We start from the raw sequence: 25,697 nt of genomic DNA on the forward strand, positions 1-25,697 counted from the left end.
GAGGAGACGGCATGGCGATCCGACCGGCAGAACAGCTCATCCACAAGGCCGCCTGGCTCTACTACGCCCATGGCCTGCGACAGGACCAGGTGGCGAGCCAGCTTAACATTTCCCGTGCCTCGGTCGCCATGTATCTGCGCAAGGCGCGCGAGACCGGCATCGTCAACATCTCGACCTCGACCCAGCTTTTCACCGACGATGTGCTCGCGCGCAAGCTCGAGGACGCGCTGGGCCTCGACGCCGTCTGGATCGCGCCGGAAAACGACCATATCGCCGATCCGTCGACGGAAATCGCCGTGCTGGCGGCAAGCGTCTTTCTCGAACTGGTCAAGAAGGGCGACCGCATCGGCGTCGCCTGGGGCCGCACCGTCTACATGATCGCCGATATCATGTCCTATGCCGACCTGCAGGATGTCACCGTGGTGCAGCTCTGCGGCAATCTCGGCGCGCCCTATTCCTACCGGCCAGACCAATGCACGATGGAAATCGCGCGGCGGCTCAACGCCAAGGGGCTCAACTTCTACGCCCCGCTGGTGCTGTCGACGGAAGAGTTGGCGCGCGCGTTGCGTGCCGAACCAGTGATCCGCGAGCAATTGTCAGGCGTCGGTGAATGCGATCTGGCGCTGTACTCGGTCGGCGCTGTCGACGCCGACAGCCATCTGGTCAAATGCGGCGCGCTGACATCAGGCGAAATGGCGGAGCTGCGCAGTCGAGGTGCTGCCGGCGTCATTGCCGGGCAGATCATCGACGCCGACGGCAAGGTGCTCGACTGCAGCTACAACCGCCGGGTGATCTCGGCCGAGCTTGCCTCGCTGCGCGCCATCGCCAGGCGCCTGATGGTCGTGCAGGAGGACAGCAAGTTCGAACCGCTGCTTGCGGCGATCGCCGGCGGACTTTGCACGCATCTGGTGGTTGGCGCACGCATGGCGCAGAGGCTGCTGGATCACGCGGCTGCCACGACAGAAAAGGCCTCCTAGGAAAACACATATTTCCGCCGCCGGCGCATTGTCATCAAAGCGTCGCGGCATTCCTGTTTCACCATCAAAGACAACAACCGGACGAAGCGAACATGAAGAACCTGTGGAACGACGACGCAGCCGAAAAACTCGTTGCCGACTATGCAAAAAAGGGTGTCGGCCGCGACCTGGCGCTGCGCGTCTACACGACGCGGCTGCTGGGCGGCGAGCCACGGCTGGTCCTGCATGGCGGCGGCAACACGTCGTGCAAGACGACGGCCACCGATCTCGTCGGCGACCAGTGGGACGTGCTGTGCGTCAAGGGCAGCGGCTGGGACATGGGTGTCATCGAGCCGCAGGGCCTGCCGGCGGTCAAGCTCAAGCCGCTGCTCAAGGCCCGCGCACTGAACAGATTGGCCGACGAAGACATGGTTGCGCTGCAACGCGCCAACCTCATCGACCCGTCCTCGCCCAACCCTTCGGTGGAGACGCTGCTGCATGCCTTCCTGCCGCATAAATTCGTCGACCACACGCATTCGACCGCCATCCTGGCCATCGTCGACCAGAAGGACAGCAAACGGCTGGTGGAGACGGTGTTCGGTGCGAAGATGGGTTATGTGCCCTACATCATGCCCGGCTTCGACCTCGCCAAGGCGGCGGCCGACATCTTTGACGCCGATCCGTCGGTCGAGGGCCTGATCCTCGACAAGCATGGCATCTTCACCTTCGGCGACGACGCCAGGCAGGCCTACGACCGGATGATCCACTATGTGAATGTCGCCGAGGACTACGTCGCCAAGAACGCCAAGCCGACAGCGGCAAAGGCAGCATTGCCGGCAAAGCTCGCGACACCGGCGGCTATCGCACCGACGCTGCGCGGGGCTGTGGCGGTGGCACGCGGCGAAGGCCGTTTCGACCGCATGATCAGCGACTTCCGCACCTCAGAGGCGATCGTCGATTTCATCAATTCAGCTGAGATCGCCGACTATGCCGGGCGCGGCGTGTCGACGCCCGATCTGTCGATCCGCATCAAGACCGGGCCGATGGCACTGCCGGCGCCCGATGCCGACAAGGTCGGCGACTACAAGGCCGTGATCAAGGAGCACGTCGAGGCCTTCGCCAGGGACTACCGCGCCTATTTCGAAACCAATGATGCGCTCGACGACGTCAAGCGCACCATGCTCGACCAGATGCCGCGCCTGACGCTGGTGCCGGGCCTCGGCATGTTCGGCCACGGCCGCACGCTGAAGGATGCGAAGATCGCTTCGGATGTCGGGGAAATGTGGATCGAGGCAGTGCGCGGCGCCGAGGCGGTCGGCCGGTTTCATCCGCTCTCCAAGGCCGACCTGTTCCCGCTCGAATACTGGTCGCTGGAACAGGCCAAGCTCGCTTCCAACAAGCCGAAGCCGCTGACCGGCCAGGTGGTGCTGATCACCGGCGGTGCCGGCGCGATCGGTGCGGCGACGGCCAGGCTGTTCGCCGACAACGGCGCCCATGCCGTCGTTGTCGATCTCGACGCCGAAAAGGCAGCCGAGGCGGCGAAGAAGGCCGGCAACAACTCGATCGGCTTCGCCGCTGACATCACCGACCCGCGCCAGGTGCGCGCCGCCTTCGACAAGGCGGTCGCCGTCTTCGGCGGCGTCGACATCCTGGTCTCCAATGCGGGTGCCGCCTGGGAAGGCCGGATCGGCGAGCTCGACGATGCGCTTTTGCGCAGGAGTTTCGAGCTCAATTTCTTCGCCCACCAGTCGGTGGCGCAGAATGCCGTGCGCATCATGCTCGAACAGGGCACCGGCGGCGTGCTTCTGTTCAACACCTCCAAGCAGGCGGTCAATCCGGGTCCGAAGTTCGGCGCCTATGGCGTGCCGAAGGCGGCGACGCTGTTCCTGTCCAGGCAATATGCGCTCGACTATGGCGCCCACGGCATCCGCTCGAACGCCGTCAACGCCGACCGCATCCGCTCCGGACTTTTGACCGACGCCATGATCGCCAGCCGCTCCGGCGCGCGCGGCGTGTCGGAGAAGGACTACATGTCCGGCAATCTGCTCGGCCAGGAAGTGACGGCGCAGGACGTGGCGCAGGCCTTCCTGCACCACGCACTGGCTGATCGCACCACCGCCGATGTGACGACGGTCGACGGCGGCAACATCGCGGCGGCGATGCGGTAGGCGGAACCGATCGAAACAGGCATGCAGGCATCCGTGAACTGCTACCACAGCAGCCCACGGATGCCTTCCCAAGCCTTTTTGCCCAGCTCTGAATCGGCCTCGTCGTTGCCGCCGTGCACATGCAATGCGGAGCGTGGTGTATTTTCGCATGGCAACAGGATGCGGTGACCCGCATCCGGCGACGAAATGAGATGCGTGACCTTGCCTGCTTCGCCGCACCGCCGAGCGATATCTGTCGCGAACGATAGGGAGGGCCACAGCGCATCGTCGCCACCCGCGACAAGCAGAATCTCGGCTGACGCGGTCTCAACGGGGATGGCTGCCGCCTTTGCCTCCCGCTTGAAGGTTTTCAAGCAGCGTTCGAAAAGCCCCCTGTAAGCGACCAGGCCATCCACATGCTCTGGCGTCCAGTCTGGATCTGTCGGTACAAACGGCAGGGGAATACCGTTGAGCGACCATGAGGATCGTTCAGGCCAGCTGACGCCATCCCGGCCCGCACCGATATTTCCCCAAACCACGGATGATGGGCTGATAGCGACCACGGCGTTGATCCGCTGGTCGTGGACCGCCGCGAGCAATGAAGCCTCGGCACCCTTGGATGTGCCGACATAGACGATGCGACGGCAACCTGTTTCAAGGAGACAGTCGGTTGCGGCAAAGAACGTTTCGAGGGGAACCTCGCAGATTCCGGGAACCTGGCCCTCACCGCCAAACCATTGCAGCGCCAGGGCTGACTGACCCTCGTTTGCAAAGAGCCTCGCGCGCCCAACATCGACACGGCCACTCGATCCACCCAACACCACGACGCCCGTGGTGGCCCGCGTGCATCGAAACAATCTTCCGGTGACAGTGCCGGACAGGTTTTCCTCGATTACCGTCTGCGATTCCATGCTGAACCGGCACTTTCGCGGCTGATTTTTCCAGCATCGCAAAACTGGCGTTTTCGGCAAGCCGGTCGTGCCAGGACCTTCGACAAAAAAGCCGCCCGCAACAAGCTGCTGCAGGCGGCTAGCGGTTCCAAGTTTGCGAAAACTACTTGGCGTTCGGGTTCGGCATCCAGGCCGGCATCGCGACATCGGCATGGGCGAACTGCGGCAGCTTGGCCGACAGGTCCTCCATGTTCTTGATGTCCTTGTCGACGAGGTCCTTCTGGGTGATCAGCGTCGGCGGCACGACGACGTTGTGGCCGGGGTCTTCGCCGGCGAGCAGCTGTGCCAGCGCGCGCACCGAGACCTGGCCGACGACGGCCGGATTGGTGGCGGCGGTTGCCGCCCAGGCGCTGTCGGGCTCACGCATCGCGGCAATATCCGACGTCGAGATGTCGGCCGAGTAGATCTTGATGCCCTTGTTCAAACCCGCCTCGTCGACGGCGATCTTCACGCCCTTGGCGAATTCGTCATAGGGGGCAAACATCACCTTGATGTCGGGGTGGGCCGACAGCACAGAACGCGCCTGGTTGGCGACGGAGTTGGCGATCGGGTTGTCGAGCGTGCCGAACATCGCGACTTCGCTGATGCCGGCATGCTTCTTCTTGACGTCGACCCAGGTCTCGTTGCGGCGGTCGAGCGGCGCGATGCCGGCGACATAGACATAGCCGGCCTTCCAGCTCTCGCCATTGTCCTTGACCGCCTGCTCGAGAGCGAGGCGCGCGAGGTCGCGGTCGGACTGTTCGACCTGCGGGATCTTGGGGTTTTCGACATTGACGTCGAAAGCCACCACCTTGATGCCGGCGTCGACCGCGCGCTGGGCGGCGTCCTTCATCGATTCCGTCAGGCCGTGCTGGATGATGATTCCCTGCACGCCAAGCGCTATGGCCTGGTCGACCATGTCGGACTGAAGGGCGGCGTCCTGGCGGCTGTCGAGCACGCGCAGGTCGATGCCGAGCGCCTTCGACTGCGCCTCGACGCCCGAGAGATAGGCCTGGAAGAAGTCGCCGGTCGAGAGATAGCGCACCAGCGCGATCTTGACGCCGGGCTTGTCGAAAGGCGCCGGCTTGTCCGCGGCCAGTGCCGGGAACTGCATCAGCATGGTCGCCCCGGCCAGCCCGAGTGCCACCTTCCCCAGAAGTCTTCTCGTAATGTTCACCTTGTTTCCTCCACTCTTGTTGAACCCAAATCCTATCCGGTCGAAAGCTATCTCCTGCCCCTGCCCGAAAGGGCAAAGGTGAAGACAAGGGCGACGACCAGAACCACGCCCTTGACGAAATCCTGCGTGTAGTAAGGCGCGTTCATCATCGTCAGGCCTTGCAGCAAGATGCCGACGAACAGCGCGCCGACGGCAGTGCCGAAGGCGTTCGGCTTGGCGGCGCCAAGCACCGCGTAGCCGATGAGCGCCGCGGCGACAGCGTCAAGCAGCAGATTATTACCCGAGGCGATGTCGCCGCGTCCAAGTCGGGCGGCGAGCAAAATGCCGCCGATCGAGGCAAAAACTCCTGAAATAACGTAGGCCCAGATCTTGTATGCCTTGACAGGCGCGCCGGCGAGTTCGGCGGCACGTTCATTGCTGCCGACCGCATACATCATGCGCCCGAAACGCGTGTATTCGAGGAAGAACCAGATCAGCACGGCGAGCACGAGCAGCACCACCACCGACACCGGAATGAGGTTCGGGATGAAGAAATCGAAGCGGTGGCGGCCAAGCGCCAGGAAAGCGTCGCTGAACTTGCCATTGGCGACCGAACCGTCCGGCATGGTCATGCCGGTGGCGATCGAACGGCCCTCGGTCGGGATGCGCTGCAGGCCGACCAGCAGGAACATCATGCCGAGCGTCGCCAGGAGATCGGGCACGCGCATGTAGACGATCAGCCAGCCATTGATGAGGCCGACAATGGCGCCGATGAGCAGGCAGACGACGACCGCGACGAGAGCGTTCTGCTCCAGCACCACCATGACATAGGCCGCCGCCATCATGGCTGATGTGGCAACCGAGCCGATCGACAGGTCAAAGCCGCYGACGACGAGCGTGGCGGTGACGCCGAGTGCCAGCACGCCGGTGATGGCGACCGACTGGAAGATGAAGACGGCACTTTGCGGCGAAACGAAACCGTCGGCGGCGATCGCGAAATAGGCGATCAAACCGAACAAAAGCACGATGAAGCCGTAGCGAATGGCATGGTCTCGCAACGTCATTCAGCGCTCTCTCGCGCCGCTGCGATTTCTACCCAACTCGAACCCATGGTCTCTCCATTCCAATTCGTTGCCGCCACGCTCAGGCGGCGCTGTGCAGCGGTCCGCCGGCGACCTCGGCCAGCAGGCGATCGAGATCGACATCGGCATTGCGATGCTCGCCGACGATGGTTTGCTCGGACATCACCAGGATGCGGTCGGCGGTCTCCAGCGCCTCGTCGAGCTCGGTGACGAACAGCAGCGTGGCGCGGCCGTTGGCACTTGCCCTGAGCTTGGCGGCAATGTCGCGCCGGGCCGAAATGTCGACGCCCTGGAACGGCTCATCCAGAATGAACAGCCCGGCATCCTGCGCCATCCAGCGGGCGACCATCACCTTCTGCTGGTTGCCGCCGGAAAGTGCTGCCAGCTCGTCCTTCTCGGAGCGGCAGACGATGCCCAGTTCCTCGATCTGCCGGCGCGCGGTGCTGCGCTCCAGACGGCGTCTGAGAACACCGAGGCGCGACATGCGCTTGTGAAACGGCAGGCTGATATTTTCCTGGATATTGAAGCCGCTGACGATACCGTTCTCGCCGCGGTCCTTGGCGACGAGGAACACGCCGGCGGCGATCGCCTCGCCTGTTGTTTCAGGCGCATAGGGCTTGCCGTTCAGCACCATCGTGCCACCGAGCGGCTTGCGCACGCCAAACAGCGTCTCGGCCAGCGCCGTCTTGCCGACGCCGACGAGGCCGGTGATGGCAACAACCTCGCCGTCGCCGAGCGTCAGCGAGATCGGCCTGGCGCCTTGCGCTATGCGCAGCCCTTCGATTGTCAGGATCGCCTTGGCTGAATTCCTGACGACGATCTGGTCGAGGTGGATCTTGCGCCCGAGCATGGCGTTGACGGCGCCTTCATAGTCGAGCGGTTTCTTGTCGAAGACGCCAGAGATGACGCCGTCGCGCATCGAGACGATACGATCGGCAAGCCGCCGGATGTCCGACATGCGGTGAGAGATGTAGAGGATCGCGACGCCCTGCTCGCGCAGCCTGTCGATCAGCGCAAACAGCCGATCGGCTTCGGCGCTGGACAGCGACGAGGTCGGCTCGTCGAGGATCAGCACTTTCGGCTGATGCGCCAAAGCGCGGGCTATCGCCACCATCTGGCGATCGGCCAGCGAAAGATCGCTGACGCGCGCTTTGAGATCGATGGCCAGCCCCATGCGGTCGGCGACGGCCTTTGCCTGGCGACGCACGCGCGCCGGATTGAACAGGAACGAAGCGCCGCTGCCGCTCAAGCGGTCGAGGGTCAAATTGGTGGCGACATCGAGATCGGCGACGACACCGTCATTGATGTTCTGGTGCACGGTGACGACGCCGGCGCGGATCGCTTCCGCCGGCGTGTTCGGCGCGAAGGCCTGTCCGGCGAGGCCCATCGAACCTTCGCCGCGCTCATAGACGCCACTGATGATCTTGACGAGGGTGGATTTGCCGGCGCCGTTGGCGCCCATCAGCACCGTCACTTCGCCGGCATGCAGCTCCAGCGAGACGCCGCCAAGCACCTCGTTCTGGCCAAAGGATTTCCTCAGCCCCTCTGCGCGGAACACGGCATTGCCGACCATGCGTTCCTCCCTGACATGACGCTATGAGCTACATCGGCAATTGTCAACACGATTGACAATTGCCAGATCGCTTCCTAGCTTGGCCCGGCCGCCATGCCTCCGTTATGTTCGGAGCGCATATGCGGGAGGATGACGATGACTGGAAAATTGCAGTTCGAAGCACTGTCGGTCGAGACGCTCCCGAGCCGTCTTGGCGACAACGAGGCGTTGCGCGCGCGGATCGGCAAGGACACGAGCGCCTGGAAGGTCCGCGAGGTCGGCGACGGCAATCTGAACCTGGTGTTCATCGTCGAAGGCGCCAGCGGTGCAGCGGTGGTCAAGCAGGCCCTGCCCTATGTCCGCCTGGTCGGCGACAGCTGGCCGCTGCCGCTGAAGCGCTCGTTCTTCGAATACCACGCGCTGACCCGGCAAGAGGCGCGCGCGCCGGGCTCGGTGCCGGCGATCTACCATTTCGATGAAGGCCAGGCGCTGATCATCATGGAATATCTGTCACCGCACATCATCCTGCGGCGGGCGCTGATCGAAGGCCGGCAGCTGCCGAACATTGCCAGGGATATCGGCCTATTCATGGCCCGCACCCTGTTTCGCGGCTCCGACCTGCATATGGCAGCCAAGGACCGCAAGGCCGATCTGGCGTTGTTTGCCGACAATGTCGAACTCTGCGACATCACCGAGAACCTGGTGTTCTCGGACCCCTATTTCGACGCCAGGATGAACCGGCACACCTCGCCGCAGCTCGACGACCTCGTCGCGGAGCTGCGCGCCGACCGCGACCTCAAGGTCGAGGCGCAGCGGCTGAAGCACATATTCGCCGCCAATGCCGAAACGCTGCTGCATGGCGACCTGCATTCCGGCTCGATCATGGTCACCGACTCACAGACGCGGATGATCGACCCCGAATTCGCCTTTTACGGCCCGATGGCGTTCGATGTCGGCATGCTGCTCGCCAATTTCTGGATGTCCTTCTTCTCGCAGCGGGGACACGAGCAGAGCGGCAAGCGCGACGCCATGCGCGCCTATCTGCTCGCGGTGACCGTCGAGACTTGGGTCGTGTTCCGCGCCGAGTTCTCGCATCTGTGGCGCACCGAGCGCACCGGCATGCTCTACCAGAAAAGCCTGTTCGAGGATCAGGGCGACAGGCTCGGCGCCGAACAGGCGCTCGACCATGTGCTGCACCAGATCTGGACCGATCTGCTCGGCTTTGCCGGCATCGAGGTCCACCGGCGTATCCTCGGCCTCGCCCACAATGCCGATTTCGAGACCATTGCCGACGAGGATCTGCGCGCCAGTTGTGAGGCCAAGGCGCTGAAATTCGGCCGCCACCTCGCCGTCAACCGGCGCCAGATCCACAGCATCGACGAGGTCAATCACCTGGCCGCGCTGATTGAACAGGAGAGCAGCATTTGAACGTCGGCGACCGCCACTATCGGACCATCTGGCTGAGCGACGACGGGCGTTCGGTGGAGATCATCGACCAGCGCTGGCTGCCGCATGATTTCCGTGTCGAGAAGATCGACACCGTCACCGGCATCGCCACAGCGATCCGCGACATGTGGGTGCGCGGCGCGCCGCTGATTGGCGTTACCGCTGCCTATGGCGTCGCAATGCAGATGGCGAACGATCCATCGGATGCCGCACTTGATGCGGTCTGGGAGACTTTGCACGAGACGCGGCCGACGGCGATCAATCTGCGCTGGGCGCTGGACGAGATGCGGCGCTTCCTCAGGCCATTGCCTCCCGAACAACGGGCCGAAGCCGCCTATCGGCGGGCCAGCGAAATCGCCGACGAGGATGTCGGCCTCAACCGCGCCATCGGCGAGAACGGGCTCGCCATCATCAAGGCGATCGCGGCGCGCAAGCCGAAGGGCGAACCCGTCAACATCCTGACCCACTGCAATGCAGGCTGGCTGGCGACCGTCGACTACGGCACCGCCACCGCGCCGATCTACCTGGCAACCGAGGCCGGCATTCCGGTCCACGTCTATGTCGACGAGACGCGGCCGCGCAACCAGGGCGCCCAGCTGACCGCATGGGAGATGGCTGGCCATGGCGTGCCGCATACGCTGATCGTCGACAATGCCGGTGGCCACCTGATGCAGCGCGGCGAAATCGACATGGTCATCGTCGGCACCGACCGCACCACCGCCAACGGCGATGTCTGCAACAAGATCGGCACCTATCTCAAGGCACTYGCCGCCGCCGACAACGACGTGCCGTTCTATGTCGCGCTGCCGTCGCCGACCATCGACTGGACGGTGCATGACGGGCTGGCCGATATCCCGATCGAGCAGCGCTCGGCCGACGAGGTTTCGCTGGTCTGGGGCAAGACCTCTGCCGGCGAGATCGCCCAGGTGCGCATCTCGCCCGAGACGACACCCGCGGCGAACCCGGCCTTCGACGTGACGCCGGCGCGGCTGGTGACCGGCCTGATCACCGAACGCGGCGTCGCCAAGGCATCGCGCGAGGGTCTGAAGGCGATGTTTCCCGAGCGCGGCTAGAGCAATCCAGGAAAAATGTGAAACAGTTTTCCGTCCGGAATTGCGTCAAAACAATGAGTTAGAGCAGGTTGCCGGTTCCGTGAACCAGTGAACTGCTCTAAGACCCGGCTTCGAATGCAACGCTAATAAAGCGGCTTGCTCATGTGCTTGGGCGTCGGCCACGTCGCGGTCACGCCCGGCTGTACCGGCCGCTCGAGATAGGTCGACAGCACCACGTAGCTGCGCGTCGAGGTGACGCCCGGCGTTTCGTAGAGGCGTGACAGCAGGCCTTCGAGTGCTCTGGTGTCTTCGGTGCGGACCTTGAGCAGCATGCAGGTGTCACCGGCGACGGTATGGATTTCCTCGACTTCCGGATACTGTGAAACCGCCATCAGTTCCGGCGTCTTTCCCCAGCCCTTGGTGTCGATGTGGACGAAAGCCAGCAGCGGCTTGCGCACCGCGTGGGGATCGATGATTGCCGCGGTGTTGCGGATGGCGCCGCTGCGCCGCAGGCGCTTGACGCGCTCGTGCGCCGCCGGCGGTGAAAGCCCCACGCGATCGCCGAGCTCGGCATAACTGACGGTCGCGTCATCGACCAGGACGCCTAATATTTTTCGGTCAATTGCGTCGAGCTCACGGGCGGCAGACCTGTTCTGCGGAATGCCATCTGTTTCTTCGTCCATGCTGAAATCTCCGGTTGCCGCAGAATTTAATGCGGTCATTATGGTCATATGTCGAACGCTGATCAAGTTGTACCATTGGCCGCGAACGCCCGGGCGCCGATCCCGGCCCTTGCCTATCTGTTGACCGGATGCATCGCCGTGATCGGCTCGAATTCGCTTGTGCTGGGCCCGATTGCACCGGCCGTGGCCGCGTCGTTTGCGATCAGCGTACCGGTGGTCATGATAGCGGCGGCCGTGTTCGGCCTTGGCACCTCGGCAAGCGCCCTGTTCCTGGCACGCTACATCGACCGGATCGGCGCCCGCCGGATGTTGCAGGGCGCATTGCTGTTGCTGGCGATAGCGCTCGTCGCCAGCGCGGCTGCACCGACGGTGATGATGCTGGTCGCGGCACAATTGCTGGCCGGCATTGCTGCCGGTATCGCCATGCCGGCCATCTATGCCAGTTCCGCGGCCATCGCGCCGCCTGGCCGGGAAAGCGGCACGATCGGCGTCGTGCTGACCGGATGGACGCTGAGCATGGTCGCCGGCGTTTCGTTGTCGGCCGTGCTTGCCGATCTCGTGCATTGGCGCGCCGTTTTCGCCGCGGTCGCGCTGCTGGCAACGCTTGCCTTGGCCGGTCTTACACTGTCGTCACTGAGCGACGCCAGGAAGAGTGGCCCGGCGCCGACGCCGCTGGAGGCGCTCGGCATTCCCGGCATCGTGCCGCTGCTCATCGCCTGTGCCGCCTTCATGACCGCCTTCTACGGCGTCTATGGCTATCTCGGTGATCACCTGCACAGCGGATTGGGGAGACCGGTCAGCGCCAACGGATGGGCAGCACTTGCCTATGGCATCGGCTTCGGCACGGCTGCTCTCCTCGACGGCGTCATCGATCGCCTGGGCGCCCGTCGCGTCATGCCATTTGCCTATCTTCTTGTCGCCGTCGTCTATGTCGCCATGGCCGCGACGAGTGGCAGTTTCGGCCTGACCATCGCCATGGTGGCGGTCTGGGGGCTTGCCAACCATTTTGGACTTAACGTCCTGGTGATGCGACTGTCGGCGCTCGATCCTTCGCGGCGCGGCACGATCATGGGCTTGAACAGCGCGGTGACCTATCTGGCGGTGTTTGTCGGCACCACGGGCTTCGGCCCGCTCTATTCCAGCTTCGGTTTCGCCACCTGCGCGACGGTTGCGGCATTGCTCATGCTGATTGCCGCTTCGGCGGCGGCGTGGCGCACGCGATAAAGCGGTTCCTCGTTTCGCGGAAACGCCGCTCTACCTCTCCCTTTTTTGACGCAATTCCCAAGGGAAAACGCCATGCGCTTTTCCGGGGAAAACCGCTTCACACTTTTCCTGGAATTGCTCCAGTTGACAGACTGTATTGGCCATCCGTCTTTCACACGATTGACAGCGGCGCCCTGCCCTTTCATACAAACGGCGTTAGTGTTCTCAGGGCGGGGTGAAAGTCCCCACCGGCGGTGAGGGTTTCGGCCCAAGCCCGCGAGCGCTTTCCGGCAAAATCGGAAAGGTCAGCAGATCCGGTGTGATTCCGGAGCCGACGGTTACAGTCCGGATGGAAGAGAACGAACGGAACACGGACCGTCTCGGCGGGCCGGATTTCGTATCGTGCGTCCTGATTCTGGTTCGAAACGGAAGGATGGACCCATGAATCAGCATTCCCACAAAGACTATGAAACGACCCGCATCGCCGTTATTCGCGCGCGCTGGCATGCCGACATCGTCGACCAGTGCGTGCAGGCCTTCGAAGCGGAACTGGCTGACATCGGCGGCGAGCGCTTCGCCGTCGATGTCTTCGACGTTCCCGGCGCCTACGAAATTCCGCTGCACGCCAAGACCCTGGCCGGGACCGGCCGCTATGCCGCGATCCTCGGTACGGCGTTTGTCGTCAACGGCGGCATCTACCGGCATGAGTTCGTCGCCAGTGCCGTCATTGACGGCATGATGAATGTGCAACTGTCGACCGGCGTGCCGGTGCTGTCGGCGGTGCTCACGCCGCACAACTACCATGACAGCGCCGAGCATCACCGCTTCTTCTTCGAGCACTTCACCGTCAAGGGCAAGGAAGCGGCCAATGCCTGCGTGCAGATCCTGGCGGCGCGGGAATTGATCGCGGCCTGAGATCGCCAAAACGGCCGGATTTCAGCCCTGCAACAAGAATTGCGACCGACAGGACCGCAGAAGGTTGCGGTTGGCCTGAAATCCGGCCAGAAGCATCAGGGGCCGACCGACGATCGGCCGGCCCACGACGTTGCGCTTGAAACCAGATACGGGAGACTATTGGGTGGCTCGCATAACACTGAGACAATTGCTCGACCACGCCGCCGAATACGGCTACGGCGTGCCCGCTTTCAACATGAACAATATGGAACAGGGCCTCGCCATCATGGAGGCCGCCGAGGAGACCAAGTCGCCGGTCATCCTGCAGGCGAGCCGTGGTGCTCGCGCCTACGCCAATGACGTCGTGCTGGCCAAGCTGATCGACGCGCTGGTCGAAATCCACCCCGACATCCCGGTCTGCATGCATCTCGACCACGGCAACAATGAAGCCACCTGCGTCACCGCGATCCAGTACGGCTTCACATCGGTGATGATGGACGGATCGCTGAAGGAGGACGGCAAGACGCCGGCCGACTACGCCTACAATTCCGGCATCACCCGGCGCGTCGTCGACATGGCGCATTGGGGCGGTGTTTCCGTCGAAGGCGAGATCGGAGTGCTTGGCTCACTGGAGAGCGGTGGGGGCGAGCAGGAAGACGGCCACGGCGTCGAAGGCGAGATCAGCCACGACCAGCTTCTGACCGACCCGGAACAGGCGGTGGAGTTCGTCAAGCACACCCATGTCGATGCGCTGGCGGTTGCCATGGGCACCAGCCATGGCGCCTACAAATTCTCGCGCAAGCCGGACGGCGCGGTGCTGGCCATGAACGTCATCGAGGAGATCCACCGCAGGCTGCCCAACATGCATCTGGTCATGCACGGCTCGTCCTCGGTGCCCGAGGATCTGCAGGAGATCATCAATAAATATGGCGGCCAGATGAAGCCGACCTGGGGCGTGCCGGTCGAGGAGATCCAGCGCGGCATCAAGCACGGCGTGCGCAAGATCAACATCGACACCGACAACCGCATGGCGCTGACCGGCGCCATCCGCAAGGTGCTGACCGAGAATCCGAGCGAGTTCGATCCGCGCAAGTATCTGACGCCGGCCATGGCGGCTATGCGGAAGCTGTGCAAGGAGCGCTTCGAGCAGTTCGGCACCGCCGGCAATGCGCAGAAGATCAAGCCGCTGCCGGTGGCCGAAATGGCCAAGCGCTACAAGTCGGGCAGTCTCGACCCGAAATTCGGCTGAGCTCGATCAACCATCCAGAGCCGCCAAGCACATGCTGGCGGCTCTGGTGCCTAGGTCGGTTGGAAAATCGAGGAGGGAACGCACGAGACTTCGAATAAAGGGGCAGTCTTTGGACCTTAGCAAGACGTTTGCAATCAAGGATGGCTTCTCAAATGATCTGGAGGTCCCCTTAGGAGATAACCGTTTGCGGTTCGTCATCAGCGACACGCTGCGGTGGACAGACGAGAAAACGGTAATTGCTCATCTCGATATTATATCAAAGAGAGCGAACTCCTACTTGGAGATTGCGAAAAGCGATCAGTTTCGACAAGGGCATCCAAGGACTTCACTAAACAAATTGTCTATTGYACTTCGACTTCGTCACCTTCCCGTTCCCACCGCAGAGTCATTTTTGTGTAAAATCGCTAACAGGCTAGAAGCTGAAGGCGTGCGTTTCGTCTGGGGCTCGGGCGGCGCAAATTTTTGATCTCATATAAGAGCAGCCGCAGAGCGGGCGAAAACAGTTTCGCCAGATTGCCACTCGTTGCGACTGTGTTTCACTCCGGCGTCTCGGTCTCGGCGCGAACCAGCTTGATGTCGGCGGCGGCCGCCCATGCGCCGATATCCTCGCGGCGCAATGCCGCCGCCATCAAGTCTGGAAACAAATCCGGCGTGCAGGCAAAGACCGGAACGCCGAGCGCGGCAACGGAGCCTGCCATCTTGGGGTCGTAACCGGGCCTGCCCTGGTCGGTCAGCGCCAGCAGCACCACGACATTGACGCCAGATCGAACAAGTGCTGCCAGCCGCTGCAGCAATTCCTGGCCGTTGCCGCCTTCATAAAGGTCGGTGATCAGCACCATATGCGACTTGGTCGGCCGTTCGATGCGCTCCGCGCAATAGGCGACGGCCTGGTTGATGTCGGTGCCGCCGCCCAACTGCACGCCGAACAGGACTTCGACGGGATCGCTGAGCTCCTCGGTGAGATCGACGATGGCCGTGTCGAAGCAGACGAGTTTGGTCCGCACGACCGGTAACGAGGCCATCACCGCGGCGAAAATCGAGGCGTAGATCACCGAGCTTGCCATCGAGCCGGATTGGTCGACGCACAGCACAACCTCGTCCAGATCGACGAGGCGACGCTGTTTGCGCATGAAGCCGACCAGCTTCTCCGGCACGATGGTTTTATGCTCGGGCTGGTAGTGGCGAAGGTTGGCCGAGATGGTGCGCGGCCAGTCGATGTCGCGCTGGCGTGGCCGATTGGTGCGTTGCGAACGATCGACCGCGCCGCGTATCGCCTCGGCGGTCTTCTGCTCCAGCCGCTGCATCAGCTTGGCGACGATATCGGCGATGATCGTACGCGCGATGTCCTTGGTCTTGGCCGGCATGACCGAGCGCAGCGAAATCAGGTCGGCAACGAGATTGACGTCGGCCTCGATCGCCTTGAGGAACTCGGGCTCCATCAGCATCTGCTTCAGGTTGAGGCGTTCGAAGGCATCCTTCTGGACGATCTGCACGACCTGCGCGGGAAAGAACGACCTGATATCGCCCATCCACTGTGCCACCCGCGGCGCCGAACGGCCGAGCCCGCCGCGGCGCTTGCGCGGGTCGGCAGCCGCATCGCCGGCGCCATTGCCATAGAGTGCATCGAGCGCCGCAGAAAGCCGCTTGTCCGTGTCGGAAAGCGAAGTCGATTTCTCATCATCGGCGCCGATCGCCAGGCGCCAGCGGCGCTCGCGTCCGTCCTCGGTGGCGGGTTCGTTCATTTCGGCCGCGTCATCCATTGCCGTTCCCGCCCGTCAGCAAGGGTCCAAGCCGTTCCAGGTGCCGACGCCATGCGGCGTCGCCATCCGGCGTCGGTGTCAGTCCGGCCGGCAGGCGTGCGGTGCGGCCGAGCACCGCTTCGATCAGCCGCCGCCGCTCCATCGAGTCCAGATGCGAGAAGACCCGGCGCAGCAGCGGCAGATGCGCAATGAAGGCATCTTCGTCGAGGGATTGGAGCCAGGCATCGACCGCTCCGCGCAGTGCCTCGTCATAGATGAGCCGCTGACTGGCGGTGCTGAAGAAGCCTTCGAAGAACCCTGCGGCCTCCATGACCGGCGTTCCCGGCGACAGGCGCCGTGCGATCAGGCCGGCTGCGGCGTCGGCGGACAGATGGCCGGCTTCGTAGAGCAGATGCGCGGCACAGCCTGCAACCAGCGCCGTCGATCGCGATCCATCGAGCACCGCAGCCAGTCCGTTGCGCCAGCCGTCCAGCACGTCTTCCCCTGGCTCGACCAGCCGGATCGCTTCATCGGCCTTGCGCATCGCGCCAACCAGCGTCGTCGAAGCCTGGTCATCGAGGTCGCGGGCGGCATAGGCGAGTGCTATCCCGCCTTCGATGATCAGCCGTTCCAGCAGACCGGACAGGCGGGCCGTTTCCGTCTTGCGCGCCTCGCCATAGCGAATGATGTCGGCGAGCGGCGGCACCGATGCCAGAATTTCCAGGCACTCGCTGCTGTGCGCCGCGCGTTCCTCCAATGCCACGAGACCGGCGGCCGACGCCTCGGACAGGTTTGCCGTGATGGCGCCCTGAACCAGTCCCGCCAGCGCGTCGAGAGAGGCCGACGCGCCGATCATCTGGATCAGCCGGCCATTGGCGGCCTTCTCGATGGTCGGCCCGTAGATCAGGTTCTCGACCAGGCGAACGGCATATTCCGGCTCCCACGAGAGCGCCCATCGCTCGCGAAACGTACCGCGGCTGCGTCCGCTGTCAGTCAACTTGCCCCAATGCACGCCAAGCACGTTCAGCCGGTGCAACAAGGTCGAACGAAACAGCCCGCTTTCGCTGCGGAGATCGACCGACAATTCGCGCTCCAGCGCCTCGGGCTTCAGCCGCGCCGCCTTCTGGTTGCGCTGCAGATCCTCGATCAGCGGCGCCATTGGCGTGTCGGGCGGAATTTCACCGACATCGGCGCCCAGCAGCAGTTCGGCTTCGACCAGCGCCCAAAGCAGCGCTTCGCCGTTGAACAGGGCGGCGATAGCGGCGTCGCGCAATTCCTCGAAACCAGGCTTTGGCCGCTCGCGGATCGCGGCCAGCGCACGCGCCAGCCGTTCGGCTTCGATCAGCGAAGCGGTCGAGACCATATGTCCCTTGCCTCTCAGCACCGCCGCGATCATTGCGAGCCACAAGGTTGCCGCGTCGTGGCGGCCGCGCGTGCGCCACAGATGCTTGCACCAGCCGGGCGCGACGACACCAGCGCCATAGCCGAAGCCCAGGGCCAGGCGTGGCCCCGTCCATGGCGCCCAGGTCATCGTGCTCTTGCGCCGGGCGAGCCCCTTGAGAAGCGCCTGATCCTCTTTCTGCGGTCGCGTCGCTTTCAATGCAGGCACATGCCAGGCGCCGCAAACGACAGCGATCGGCCCCTCGACCTCCTTGCGCGCCGCGGTGATTTCAAGCCGCATATGCGCTTCACGCCTGGCCTCGAATTCGGCTAGCGGGCCCTCGCCGTCACGCAGCGTCGTCATGGCATCGGAAATCGCGGCAAAGATGGGACCTGGCTGCGGATTCTGCTCGATGATATCGGACCACCAGCTCTCGCCATCTTCATAGCCGGCGGCTTGCGCCAGTGTGCCGATCGGGTCACGCACATGCTGAGCCGTCTCGTTGTCGGCGCCGGGTTCCGCTTCATCGGCATCGGCATCCTCAGCATCATCAACCGCCGCAACCCGGGCCGATGACGGCAGGTCGATGAACCGCAAGGCCGCGTTGTTGCCAACAGCCCACAGGGCCGCCTGGTATTCCGGCGAGAACTCGGCGAAGGGCCAGAAGCTGGTCGAAGCCGGATCGTCTTCCGGATAGCAGAGCAGCGCCACCGGCGGCTGCATTTCGGCCCGGGCAAGCAGCGGCAGCAACGCGGAGGCATCGGCCGGCCCTTCGATCATCACGGCGACCGGTTTCAAGTCCTGCAACGCCTGCACCAGGCTGTCGGCGGAGCCGGGCCCGTGATGGCGTATGCCGAAATAGGAAACGTCGCTCAGCGCCATGGCGTCAGATCGCCGCGTTCAAGGCCGCGTAATAGCCGGCATAGTCGGGCCGCTTCTTGAGCACTGTTTCCAGATATTCTTCCAGCACCAGCTTGTCCTGCACCGGATCCTTCACGATCGCGCCGACCAGGCTCGCAGCCAGGCCTTCGGCGCCGAGCTTGCCGCTGTCGAACCAGGCCGCCTGGCTGAGGCCGCCAACCATGGTGGCGATGGCCTCCGCCGTGGACAGCGAACCGGACGGCGTCTTCAACGTCACCTTGCCATCGGCGGTGGCACCGGAGCGCAATTCGCGGAAGATGGTGAGCACGCGGGCGATCTCCTCGCCGACATTCTTCGGCACCGGCAGGTCGAGGCCGCCGGCCATCTCGCCGACCCGCTTCGAGACGATCGCCACCTCTTCCGCCATATCCTCGGGCAACGGCAGCACGACGACATTGAAGCGGCGCTTCAATGCCGATGACAGCTCGTTGACGCCCTTGTCGCGGTTGTTGGCCGTGGCGATGATGTTGAAACCGCGCTGCGCGTAGATCGACGTGTTGAGTTCCGGGATCGGCATCATCTTTTCGGAAAGCACGGTGATCAGCGTGTCCTGCACGTCAGAGCCCATGCGCGTCAGTTCCTCGAGGCGGCAGAGCTTGCCGTCCTGCATGGCGCGGTAGAGCGGTGTCGGCACCAGCGCCTCCTGGCTCGGGCCCTTGGCCAGAAGCTGCGCGTAGTTCCAGCCATAGCGGATCTGGTTCTCGTCGGTGCCGGCCGTGCACTGCACGATCAATGTCGAGTCGCCCATGATGGCGGCGGCGAGATGCTCCGACACCCAGGATTTGGCGGTGCCCGGCACGCCGAGCAGCAACAGCGCCCGGTCGGTGGCGAGCGTTGCCACGGCGGTCTCCATCAGCCGGCGGCGGCCGACATATTTTGGCGTTATCAGCGTCCCGTCATCTGCCTTTCCGCCGAGCAGATAGGTGAGAACCGCCTTGGGCGAAAGGCTCCATCCGGCGGGCTTTTGCCGGTCGTCATTGCGCGAGAGCGCCTGCAATTCGGCGGCGTAGGCCTGCTCGACCGGAAGTCGGATGACTGCGTTCATTTGCTGTTCTCCCGAGTGATCATGTGTCGATTCCAGGCCCGGCCAGTGCCGCATTGAGGCGCAGGAGACCGAGCGAAGGCGCCGCCGGCGCCATGCCGGCCGCAACGACATCCCCGATCAATTTTTCTGCCGTCGCCGCTGTCGCCAGAAACCCCAGATTCTCCAGTGTCTGGTCGGCGCTTCGCTTCACCGGCTCGTCGTTTCCCGCAACAGCGGAACGCAATGCCGGGAGCGTCTGGCCGTTTGTCAGGTCGGCCCATTCCAGCCAGCCTGCTTCGATGCCTTCGACCTGGTTGAGCGCGTGAAGATTCTGCGTGTCTTTCAGGATTTGCCTGGTCAACACACGCTTCCTGCCGCTGTCCAAACGCGCCATGAGATGGAGGACGAGAAGCGCCGGCTTGCCGCCTCCGGCGCCAAGCGTATCGGCCAAATGCGCCACCGCTGCATCACTGCCGGACACCGAGACCATTCGAACGAGGAAGAGATCGGCATTGTCGTCGACGCCGAACTGCCATGCCCCGAGGAAATCGGACTCGGTAACGCCGAAGCGGGCAGCAAGATCGCCCAGATAACAGGTGGCAAACAAGTCGCCGCGGCGTGCTTCCTGCGCGGGCGCCTTGAGTCTTATCGGTGTATAGGTGGTGCGGCGGCGGATGAAGCCGGATTTGCCTTCGGCGATGAAGGCGGCGAGCTCGGCTGTCGGATCTTCCGTCCCGCCATCGCCTGGGTTGCCATGCTCTCCCAACCTTGCCAGCAGCCGGCCAGCCAGTTCGCGCACCCTGCCGGAGCGGTCGGCAGAGAGGCTCTTCAGGAATGGCACGTCATCGGCGCCCAAGCCGAAGCGCATGAGTTCGATGAGAGCAGATCTGATCTCCGCCGGCTCACTTGACCCCTTGGCCTCGATCAGTTGCCTGGCCAGCGCCGGAACGGTGCGGCGCATATCGGCCAGCGCGGTACGGCGCGCAGCGGGATAGAAATCATCCCAGGTTTCCACGGTCAGTTGTTCCCGGCGGGATTGTTTCTCGCCATCCACACCTGCTTGCCAATCGACCCAGGGGGCATAAACGTCCGGACTTTCCTGATACGACGCAGAGGGCATCCAATCCATTGGATGCAGCACGAAGCCTCGGCTGGCGACGAGCGTGGCCACGCGTGTCTTGGTCCTTGCGTCGGCTGCATGCTTCAGCGCGGCTCGCAAAAGCGGCCGCAGCCGCTCCGGCAGCATGGGCAAGGCAAGTTCAGGCAGTGGCGGGCGTTGTTTCAGCATCTTCGGCGCGGTTGGCCGCAAGGCAATGTCGAGGGCCTGCGCGGCGATTGCCAGCAACCGGCGCTCGCGCTCGTCGGGGTTTGCACTGCCCGCGATCTGCTGCCATGCAGCCGGAGCCAGGTCGAAGGTGGCGCCGCCGGTTATCCAGCAGTCGCGCATGGTCGCCAGGCCGGTCTGCTCGATCTCATTCATGACAGATCAAGCCTCCCGAACCCGCTCTGCGCCGCCAGGAGCTCAAGCCGGTTGCCGTTCCAAAGTGCGGCCGTTGCCTTGAGGTCCAGCCCAAGCAGCGTTGGGTTGACGGTGTCGGCGATTGGCAAGGCGATGCCGTGCGGATCGCCGGCGGCCTGCCACCAGGCGGCACCGCGATCGTCCAGCAGGATCGCTCCGGGCGGCAGCATGACGGGGCAATCGGTAACCCAGGGCGCGGCGTCCTGGCGAACAATATGGGCCGCCAGCGGATCCGACGCGTCAACGCCGAAATCGGGCCACGCGCCGGACGAGACGTCACCCCTGCGGTCCGCCACCAATGCCCGCAGCGGCTGGCGCGCCGGATAGAAGATCAGCCGGGCTTCGAAACGATCGCCCGGCGTGAACGCATTCGACCGGCGACCGGCCGACGCCGGAAAATAGTCGAGCAGCAGGGCAAATTGCGAGGTCGCGCTGTTCAGGTCGAGCAGCCAGGTCGAATGGCTGACAAGACCGTCACGGCGAGATTCGATCTTCTCGCCGAGCACTTCCCAAGCGCTTTCGACCTGGATCGCATCGGGATTGGCCAGCACCTGTTCGCGGCTCTCGGAGGTCGAGACCAGCCGCCTCAGTTCCGGGTCATCGGGTGCCGACCGCCAGGCTTTGGCCAGCAGCACAAGCTTGCCGAGTTCGCGGATCGCCGCGTCCGGCCGTTCCTCGCTGCGCAACGCCATCAACCTAGACGGTATCTCGTCGATGCGGCCGGCAAGTGCCGTCGCCTTCATGTCGACCAGCCGCGCGGCAATCCGGCGGCACCGATCGCTGCTGTTGTCGACAAAGCCGGCAAGGCCAAGCCGCAACTGGTCGGCGATCCATTGATCGAGTTCATCCAGCGCCGCCGACACGGAGGATCGCGTGTCTTCTGCCCGCTTGCGCTGCGCTGCCTCGCGGCGTTCGACCGCGGCCGCGTCCTCGACGACAGAGCTTTCGTCGCGCGCGGCTTCGCCGATGCTCTTGCCTCCCGCACCTTGTGTCGGTTCCACAGGTTGCGACGTGGTCTTCCTGCGACGGCTCAGCCAATCGTTCACCCATTCCGGCGTCGAGCCGGCCGCGGCAAAGCTGGCCGGCGTGGTGGCGGCGATCCACATCAGCGCCAAAGTGTGCTTGCAGGGAAATTTCCGCGACGGGCAGGTGCATTTGTAACCATGGTCGCCGGTGTCGACGACCACGCGGTAGGGATTGGACCCGGAACCCTGACATTCCCCCCAGATGAGAGCCAGCTCTTTGTTCTTTTCGAGCCGGGGCCAGTTCGATTGCTTGGTCAACTTGGAAGCGGCGCTCAACGACGCCTGGTCGGGCGCAAGCGCCTCGATGGTTTTCAAGTCAAATTCCAAGCCGCGCCTCTCGTCGCTCGAACGAATGCCGGTTGCCAGTATAGATGGCCGTCGGTGAAGGATTCTTGTAGCAGCAGAGGGATAGAGACCGATACAGCGGGCCGCAAGTTAGAGTGCGCTGAGCAAAGCCGATACGCAGGCCACAGCGTTGTCAAGCAACCTGACCCTTTGCCAGGGATGTGCGCAGAAGGTGGCTACTGAAGCGTCCGCGCTGGCGGCTGGCCGACATTGCCCCGGGCGATGCCGGTATCGGCGTCCTCTGCCCCAAAGGCGCGATCGAGCCCGGTCGCCACCACAGAAACCCTGAAGCGGCCTTCCATGCTCTTGTCGAAGATGGCGCCGACGATGATGTCGGCGTCCTCATAGACCTCTTCGCGGATGCGGGTGGCGGCCTCGTCGACCTCGAACAGGGTCATGTCCCTGCCGCCAGAGATCGAGACCAGGACACCCTTGGCGCCCTTCATCGACACTTCGTCCAGCAACGGGTTGGCGATCGCGGCTTCCGCCGCCTTCATCGCCCGGCCGTCGCCGGAGGCCTCGCCGGTTCCCATCATGGCGCGGCCCATGTCGCGCATCACCGATTTGACATCGGCGAAGTCGAGATTGATCAGGCCTTCCTTGACGATGAGATCGGTGATGCAGCTGACGCCGGAATAAAGCACGCGGTCGGCAATGACGAACGCATCGGCGAAGGTGGTCTTGGCATCGGCGATCCGGAACAGGTTCTGGTTCGGGATGACGATCACCGTGTCGGCGCTTTCGCGCAGCCGCTCGATGCCCTCTTCGGCCATCTGCATGCGGCGCCTGCCCTCGAAAGCGAAAGGCTTGGTGACGACGCCCACTGTCAGGATGCCGGCCTTGCGCGCCGCCTGGGCAATGATCGGAGCAGCGCCGGTTCCCGTGCCGCCGCCCATCCCGGCGGTGACGAAACACATATGCGTGCCGGCCAGATGATCCATGATCTCGTCGAGCGATTCCTCGGCCGCGGCGCGGCCAATCTCGGGAAGCGATCCGGCGCCCAGCCCTTCGGTGACATGCGCGCCAAGCTGGATCAGCCGCGTTGCCTTCGACATGGTCAGCGCCTGCGCGTCGGTGTTGGCGGCGATGAATTCGGTCCCCTGAAGCTGCTCCGCGATCATGTTGTTGACGGCGTTGCCGCCGCCACCGCCGACGCCGATAACGGTGATCTTGGGTCTCATTTCGGAGATTTCGGGCTTCTTGAACTCGGCCATGCCTGTTTCTCCTTCGCCAATTGCGCGCGCTTCACGACCCATCCGCAGACTGCCTGGGGAGATTGCAATCGAGCGGCATGACGCGAATCAGTCCGTTCGGATGGGTACCTCAAAAAGCCAGAGAGCGGCCAGAGGTGCAAGTGCAAGCAAGGTCAAGTTTTGTGATGATGGTTTTGCACACCGTGGCATGGACGCCGGCAGCCAGGCCTCGGCTGTGCCGACACGGCTTGCGGCGCTGCGATCGGTGCGTCTATCATGCCGGCCGAGAAGTCGCTGACTTCGGCGTTCTCGCCGCGTTCGGCCAACCAAGACTATCTGCGGCTGATGTCGTCAGGGTCAATTTCAGAACGAATGAAGTAGCGCCCCCCGCCAATGGCCGACAAAACACAATTCGGGTTGACCGCCGTCGACACCGTCCCCTTGCATGAGAAGGTCTATCTGGAGCTGGTCAGAGCCTTGATGTCCGGCCAGTTCTTGCCCGGCCAGAAGCTGACCTCGCGCAAGCTTGCCAAGGAACTCGGCACCAGCGACATGCCGGTGCGCAGTGCCTTCATGCGGCTGCAGGCGCTGCGCGCGCTGAGCCCGATGCCGAACGGCAGCGTGGAAGTGCCAGTCATTTCGGCAGAGCGATTTTCGCAGTTGACCGCCGTGCGGACGATCCTCGAAGGCTCGGCGACCGAATTTGCGACAAAGCTCATCAACGGCAACAACCTGCGGACGATCCGACGCCACTCCACCGACCTGACTTTGGCGGCCCGCAAGGGCGATATCGATGACTATCTGCGGAAGAACTACGACTTCAAATTCTCGATCTATCGCCATTGCGGCAACGAGCAGATGATCTTCCTGATCGAAACCGTCTGGATGCAGGTCGGCCCTTTTCTGAGGAACCTGGCCATGGGGTTCGAGGACGATCTCGCCTCTATCCTCGACATCGACTATCACGAGGAGGTCGTCGCGGCGATCGAGGCCCAGGACGGGGAGCGCGCGCGCTCGGCCATCGTTCGCGACATCGACGAGGGCGCCACACATATTCTCCAGCAGGCGCGGTTTCCGGAACCGAGAGCCTAGAGCGTTTCACGGAAACGCCGAACGGCTCTATCTCTTTGTTTTGACGCAATTCCCTGAGGGAAAGCGCTACGCGCTTTTCCCGGGAAAACCGTTTCACACTTTTCCTGGAGTTGCTCTAGGGCGCTAGACCACGGCCATGATCACGTGGGCCTGAATTTTGGCGGCAATCTCGCCGCGGCCATGCCTGTCCGCAATCGCGGAGGCCGCGCAGTCGGTTGCAGCTTCCAGTTCTCCCGCGCCCCTGGCCTCGATTTCGTTGCGAAGAGGAGTTCCCTGGCAATAAGCAACGGCCGCAAGGCGCGGCGAGGATGCACGACTTTGTTCGGCTCTCGTCTCGATTACCACACGGGAGAAGCCCGCGTCCTCCAGCTCGCTACGGATCAGGGCCGTATCGTGGTAGCCGTGTGGCGTGCGTGCCATAAAGCGCGGCGGATCGTTCGGAAACATCCTTGCGAGAGCATTCGTCACATCATTGGCAAATACATTCTCCTCGAGGCGATCCCATACGTTGAATAGAAAATGACCTCCGGGCTTCAGGACCCGCTTTGCTTCGCGGTAGCCAGACGGGCGGTCGGGAAAGAACATCGCGCCGAACTGACAACAAACGAGGTCGAAGGCCGCATCTTCGAACGGCAGCGCCAAAGCGTCCGCCTGGCGCCATTCGATGCGACTGTCGGGAGCTTGTTGCGAAGCGGCGAAGTCGAGCATCGGCTGGTTGAGGTCGGTGACGACATAGCTTGCGCTTGTGGACAGTTTTGGCGCCAATGCGCGGGTGACAACCCCGGTGCCCGCGGCGATCTCCAAGACGGCACTTGGCGACAGGGACGCTGCTCGTCGAGCAAGATCCGCGGCGAACGGCTCGAAAATCAACGGCACCATATAGCGGTCGTAGTTTTCCGGAATCGAGCCCGCGAACACCTTGTCCGTTTCTGACATCACCACCACCCGCCATCATTCAGAAGCGCGCGAGACTAGCACACAATTGTCGGCCTGGTCGCTTTTGACCGAGAGGCTCCAGCAGCATATGCAGCTATGTCGGCGGAGAGCCGCGGCAGTTCAAATGCCCCCTTGGCTTTCCGCTCTCTTGCCTCTATGTTGCGATCGCAGAT

The 25,697-nt window shown here is 63.5% G+C and carries 21 protein-coding genes and 1 riboswitch; of the genes, 9 read left to right on the top strand and 12 right to left on the bottom strand.

Annotation, left to right across the window (positions count from 1 at the left end; all coding sequences use genetic code 11):
- The first annotated feature begins 11 nt into the window (after positions 1–11).
- Positions 12–977 (top strand): sugar-binding transcriptional regulator, encoded by a 966-nt coding sequence (locus tag AC1D0I_RS06420; RefSeq protein WP_457150319.1) that lies wholly within the window; start codon positions 12–14, stop codon positions 975–977.
- 92 nt (positions 978–1,069) lie between these two features.
- A complete protein-coding gene (locus tag AC1D0I_RS06425) occupies positions 1,070–3,124 on the top strand; it encodes a bifunctional aldolase/short-chain dehydrogenase (RefSeq protein ID WP_477393802.1) in 2,055 nt (684 codons plus the stop codon).
- Positions 3,125–3,165: 41 nt separating this feature from the next.
- Here the strand turns inward: AC1D0I_RS06425 and AC1D0I_RS06430 are convergent, their stop codons facing one another.
- From AC1D0I_RS06430 to AC1D0I_RS06445, 4 genes are all read right to left on the bottom strand, one after another.
- Positions 3,166–4,014 (bottom strand): acyl-CoA thioester hydrolase/BAAT C-terminal domain-containing protein, encoded by an 849-nt coding sequence (locus AC1D0I_RS06430; RefSeq protein WP_477393804.1) that lies wholly within the window; start codon positions 4,012–4,014, stop codon positions 3,166–3,168.
- Between the two features lie 142 nt (positions 4,015–4,156).
- Positions 4,157–5,209 (bottom strand): substrate-binding domain-containing protein, encoded by a 1,053-nt coding sequence (locus AC1D0I_RS06435; protein WP_457150317.1) that lies wholly within the window; start codon positions 5,207–5,209, stop codon positions 4,157–4,159.
- Between the two features lie 47 nt (positions 5,210–5,256).
- The gene (locus AC1D0I_RS06440; RefSeq protein WP_477393805.1) at positions 5,257–6,252 is read right to left on the bottom strand and encodes an ABC transporter permease; all 996 of its coding nucleotides are present in this window, start codon (positions 6,250–6,252) and stop codon (positions 5,257–5,259) included.
- A gap of 79 nt (positions 6,253–6,331) precedes the next feature.
- On the bottom strand, positions 6,332–7,843 hold the full coding sequence (locus AC1D0I_RS06445) for a sugar ABC transporter ATP-binding protein (RefSeq protein WP_477393807.1): 1,512 nt from the start codon (positions 7,841–7,843) through the stop codon (positions 6,332–6,334).
- 135 nt (positions 7,844–7,978) lie between these two features.
- On the opposite strand from AC1D0I_RS06445, the gene mtnK reads away from it, so the two are divergent.
- The gene (gene mtnK / locus AC1D0I_RS06450) at positions 7,979–9,250 is read left to right on the top strand and encodes an S-methyl-5-thioribose kinase (RefSeq protein ID WP_477393809.1); all 1,272 of its coding nucleotides are present in this window, start codon (positions 7,979–7,981) and stop codon (positions 9,248–9,250) included.
- Positions 9,247–10,341 carry an S-methyl-5-thioribose-1-phosphate isomerase gene (gene mtnA, locus AC1D0I_RS06455; RefSeq protein WP_477393811.1) on the top strand — a complete coding sequence of 365 codons (1,095 nt, stop codon included), beginning with the start codon at positions 9,247–9,249 and terminating at the stop codon, positions 10,339–10,341. Before mtnK ends, mtnA begins: the two co-directional genes overlap by 4 nt.
- 122 nt (positions 10,342–10,463) lie before the next feature.
- Here the strand turns inward: mtnA and AC1D0I_RS06460 are convergent, their stop codons facing one another.
- A complete protein-coding gene (locus tag AC1D0I_RS06460) occupies positions 10,464–11,003 on the bottom strand; it encodes an Lrp/AsnC family transcriptional regulator (protein WP_095088168.1) in 540 nt (179 codons plus the stop codon).
- A gap of 48 nt (positions 11,004–11,051) precedes the next feature.
- Here AC1D0I_RS06460 and AC1D0I_RS06465 point away from each other — a divergent pair, with 48 nt between their 5' ends.
- The 4 genes from AC1D0I_RS06465 to AC1D0I_RS06480 all read left to right on the top strand — a co-directional run bounded on the left by AC1D0I_RS06465 (position 11,052) and on the right by AC1D0I_RS06480 (position 14,815).
- Positions 11,052–12,227 carry an MFS transporter gene (locus AC1D0I_RS06465; protein ID WP_477393813.1) on the top strand — a complete coding sequence of 392 codons (1,176 nt, stop codon included), beginning with the start codon at positions 11,052–11,054 and terminating at the stop codon, positions 12,225–12,227.
- Positions 12,228–12,423: 196 nt separating this feature from the next.
- A riboswitch (FMN riboswitch) is annotated at positions 12,424–12,571 on the top strand.
- Positions 12,572–12,647: 76 nt separating this feature from the next.
- Entirely contained in the window at positions 12,648–13,121 is a 474-nt protein-coding gene (locus tag AC1D0I_RS06470; RefSeq protein ID WP_111546962.1) for a 6,7-dimethyl-8-ribityllumazine synthase, read from the top strand.
- Between the two features lie 163 nt (positions 13,122–13,284).
- Positions 13,285–14,349, top strand: a complete 1,065-nt coding sequence (gene fba / locus AC1D0I_RS06475) for a class II fructose-bisphosphate aldolase (RefSeq protein WP_477225929.1) — start codon at positions 13,285–13,287, stop codon at positions 14,347–14,349.
- A 31-nt stretch (positions 14,350–14,380) separates the two neighbouring features.
- On the top strand, positions 14,381–14,815 hold the full coding sequence (locus AC1D0I_RS06480) for a DUF6572 domain-containing protein (RefSeq protein WP_477393814.1): 435 nt from the start codon (positions 14,381–14,383) through the stop codon (positions 14,813–14,815).
- Positions 14,816–14,885: 70 nt separating this feature from the next.
- On the opposite strand, the gene AC1D0I_RS06485 is transcribed toward AC1D0I_RS06480, so the two are convergent.
- The 6 genes from AC1D0I_RS06485 to ftsZ form a co-directional block, all read right to left on the bottom strand.
- On the bottom strand, positions 14,886–16,109 hold the full coding sequence (locus AC1D0I_RS06485; RefSeq protein WP_477393816.1) for a VWA domain-containing protein: 1,224 nt from the start codon (positions 16,107–16,109) through the stop codon (positions 14,886–14,888).
- A complete protein-coding gene (locus AC1D0I_RS06490) occupies positions 16,102–18,351 on the bottom strand; it encodes a DUF5682 family protein (protein ID WP_477393818.1) in 2,250 nt (749 codons plus the stop codon). Before AC1D0I_RS06490 ends, AC1D0I_RS06485 begins: the two co-directional genes overlap by 8 nt.
- Positions 18,352–18,355: 4 nt before the next feature.
- Complete coding sequence (locus AC1D0I_RS06495) at positions 18,356–19,435, bottom strand: ATP-binding protein (RefSeq protein ID WP_477225926.1); 1,080 nt, start codon at positions 19,433–19,435, stop codon at positions 18,356–18,358.
- 19 nt (positions 19,436–19,454) lie between these two features.
- On the bottom strand, positions 19,455–20,894 hold the full coding sequence (locus AC1D0I_RS06500; RefSeq protein WP_477393820.1) for a DUF5691 domain-containing protein: 1,440 nt from the start codon (positions 20,892–20,894) through the stop codon (positions 19,455–19,457).
- Positions 20,891–22,273: an SWIM zinc finger family protein gene (locus tag AC1D0I_RS06505; RefSeq protein WP_477393822.1), complete on the bottom strand. Its 1,383-nt coding sequence runs from the start codon at positions 22,271–22,273 to the stop codon at positions 20,891–20,893. Before AC1D0I_RS06505 ends, AC1D0I_RS06500 begins: the two co-directional genes overlap by 4 nt.
- 206 nt (positions 22,274–22,479) lie before the next feature.
- Positions 22,480–23,517 (bottom strand): cell division protein FtsZ, encoded by a 1,038-nt coding sequence (gene ftsZ / locus AC1D0I_RS06510; RefSeq protein ID WP_477393824.1) that lies wholly within the window; start codon positions 23,515–23,517, stop codon positions 22,480–22,482.
- 372 nt (positions 23,518–23,889) lie between these two features.
- Between ftsZ and AC1D0I_RS06515 the strand changes: the two genes are divergently transcribed.
- Complete coding sequence (locus tag AC1D0I_RS06515) at positions 23,890–24,588, top strand: GntR family transcriptional regulator (protein ID WP_477300770.1); 699 nt, start codon at positions 23,890–23,892, stop codon at positions 24,586–24,588.
- Positions 24,589–24,711: 123 nt separating this feature from the next.
- Here AC1D0I_RS06515 and AC1D0I_RS06520 read toward each other — a convergent pair whose 3' ends face one another.
- Entirely contained in the window at positions 24,712–25,524 is an 813-nt protein-coding gene (locus AC1D0I_RS06520; protein ID WP_477393826.1) for a class I SAM-dependent methyltransferase, read from the bottom strand.
- Positions 25,525–25,697: the final 173 nt, after the last annotated feature.

The sequence above is a fragment of the Mesorhizobium sp. P2_D1 genome (assembly GCF_056404455.1).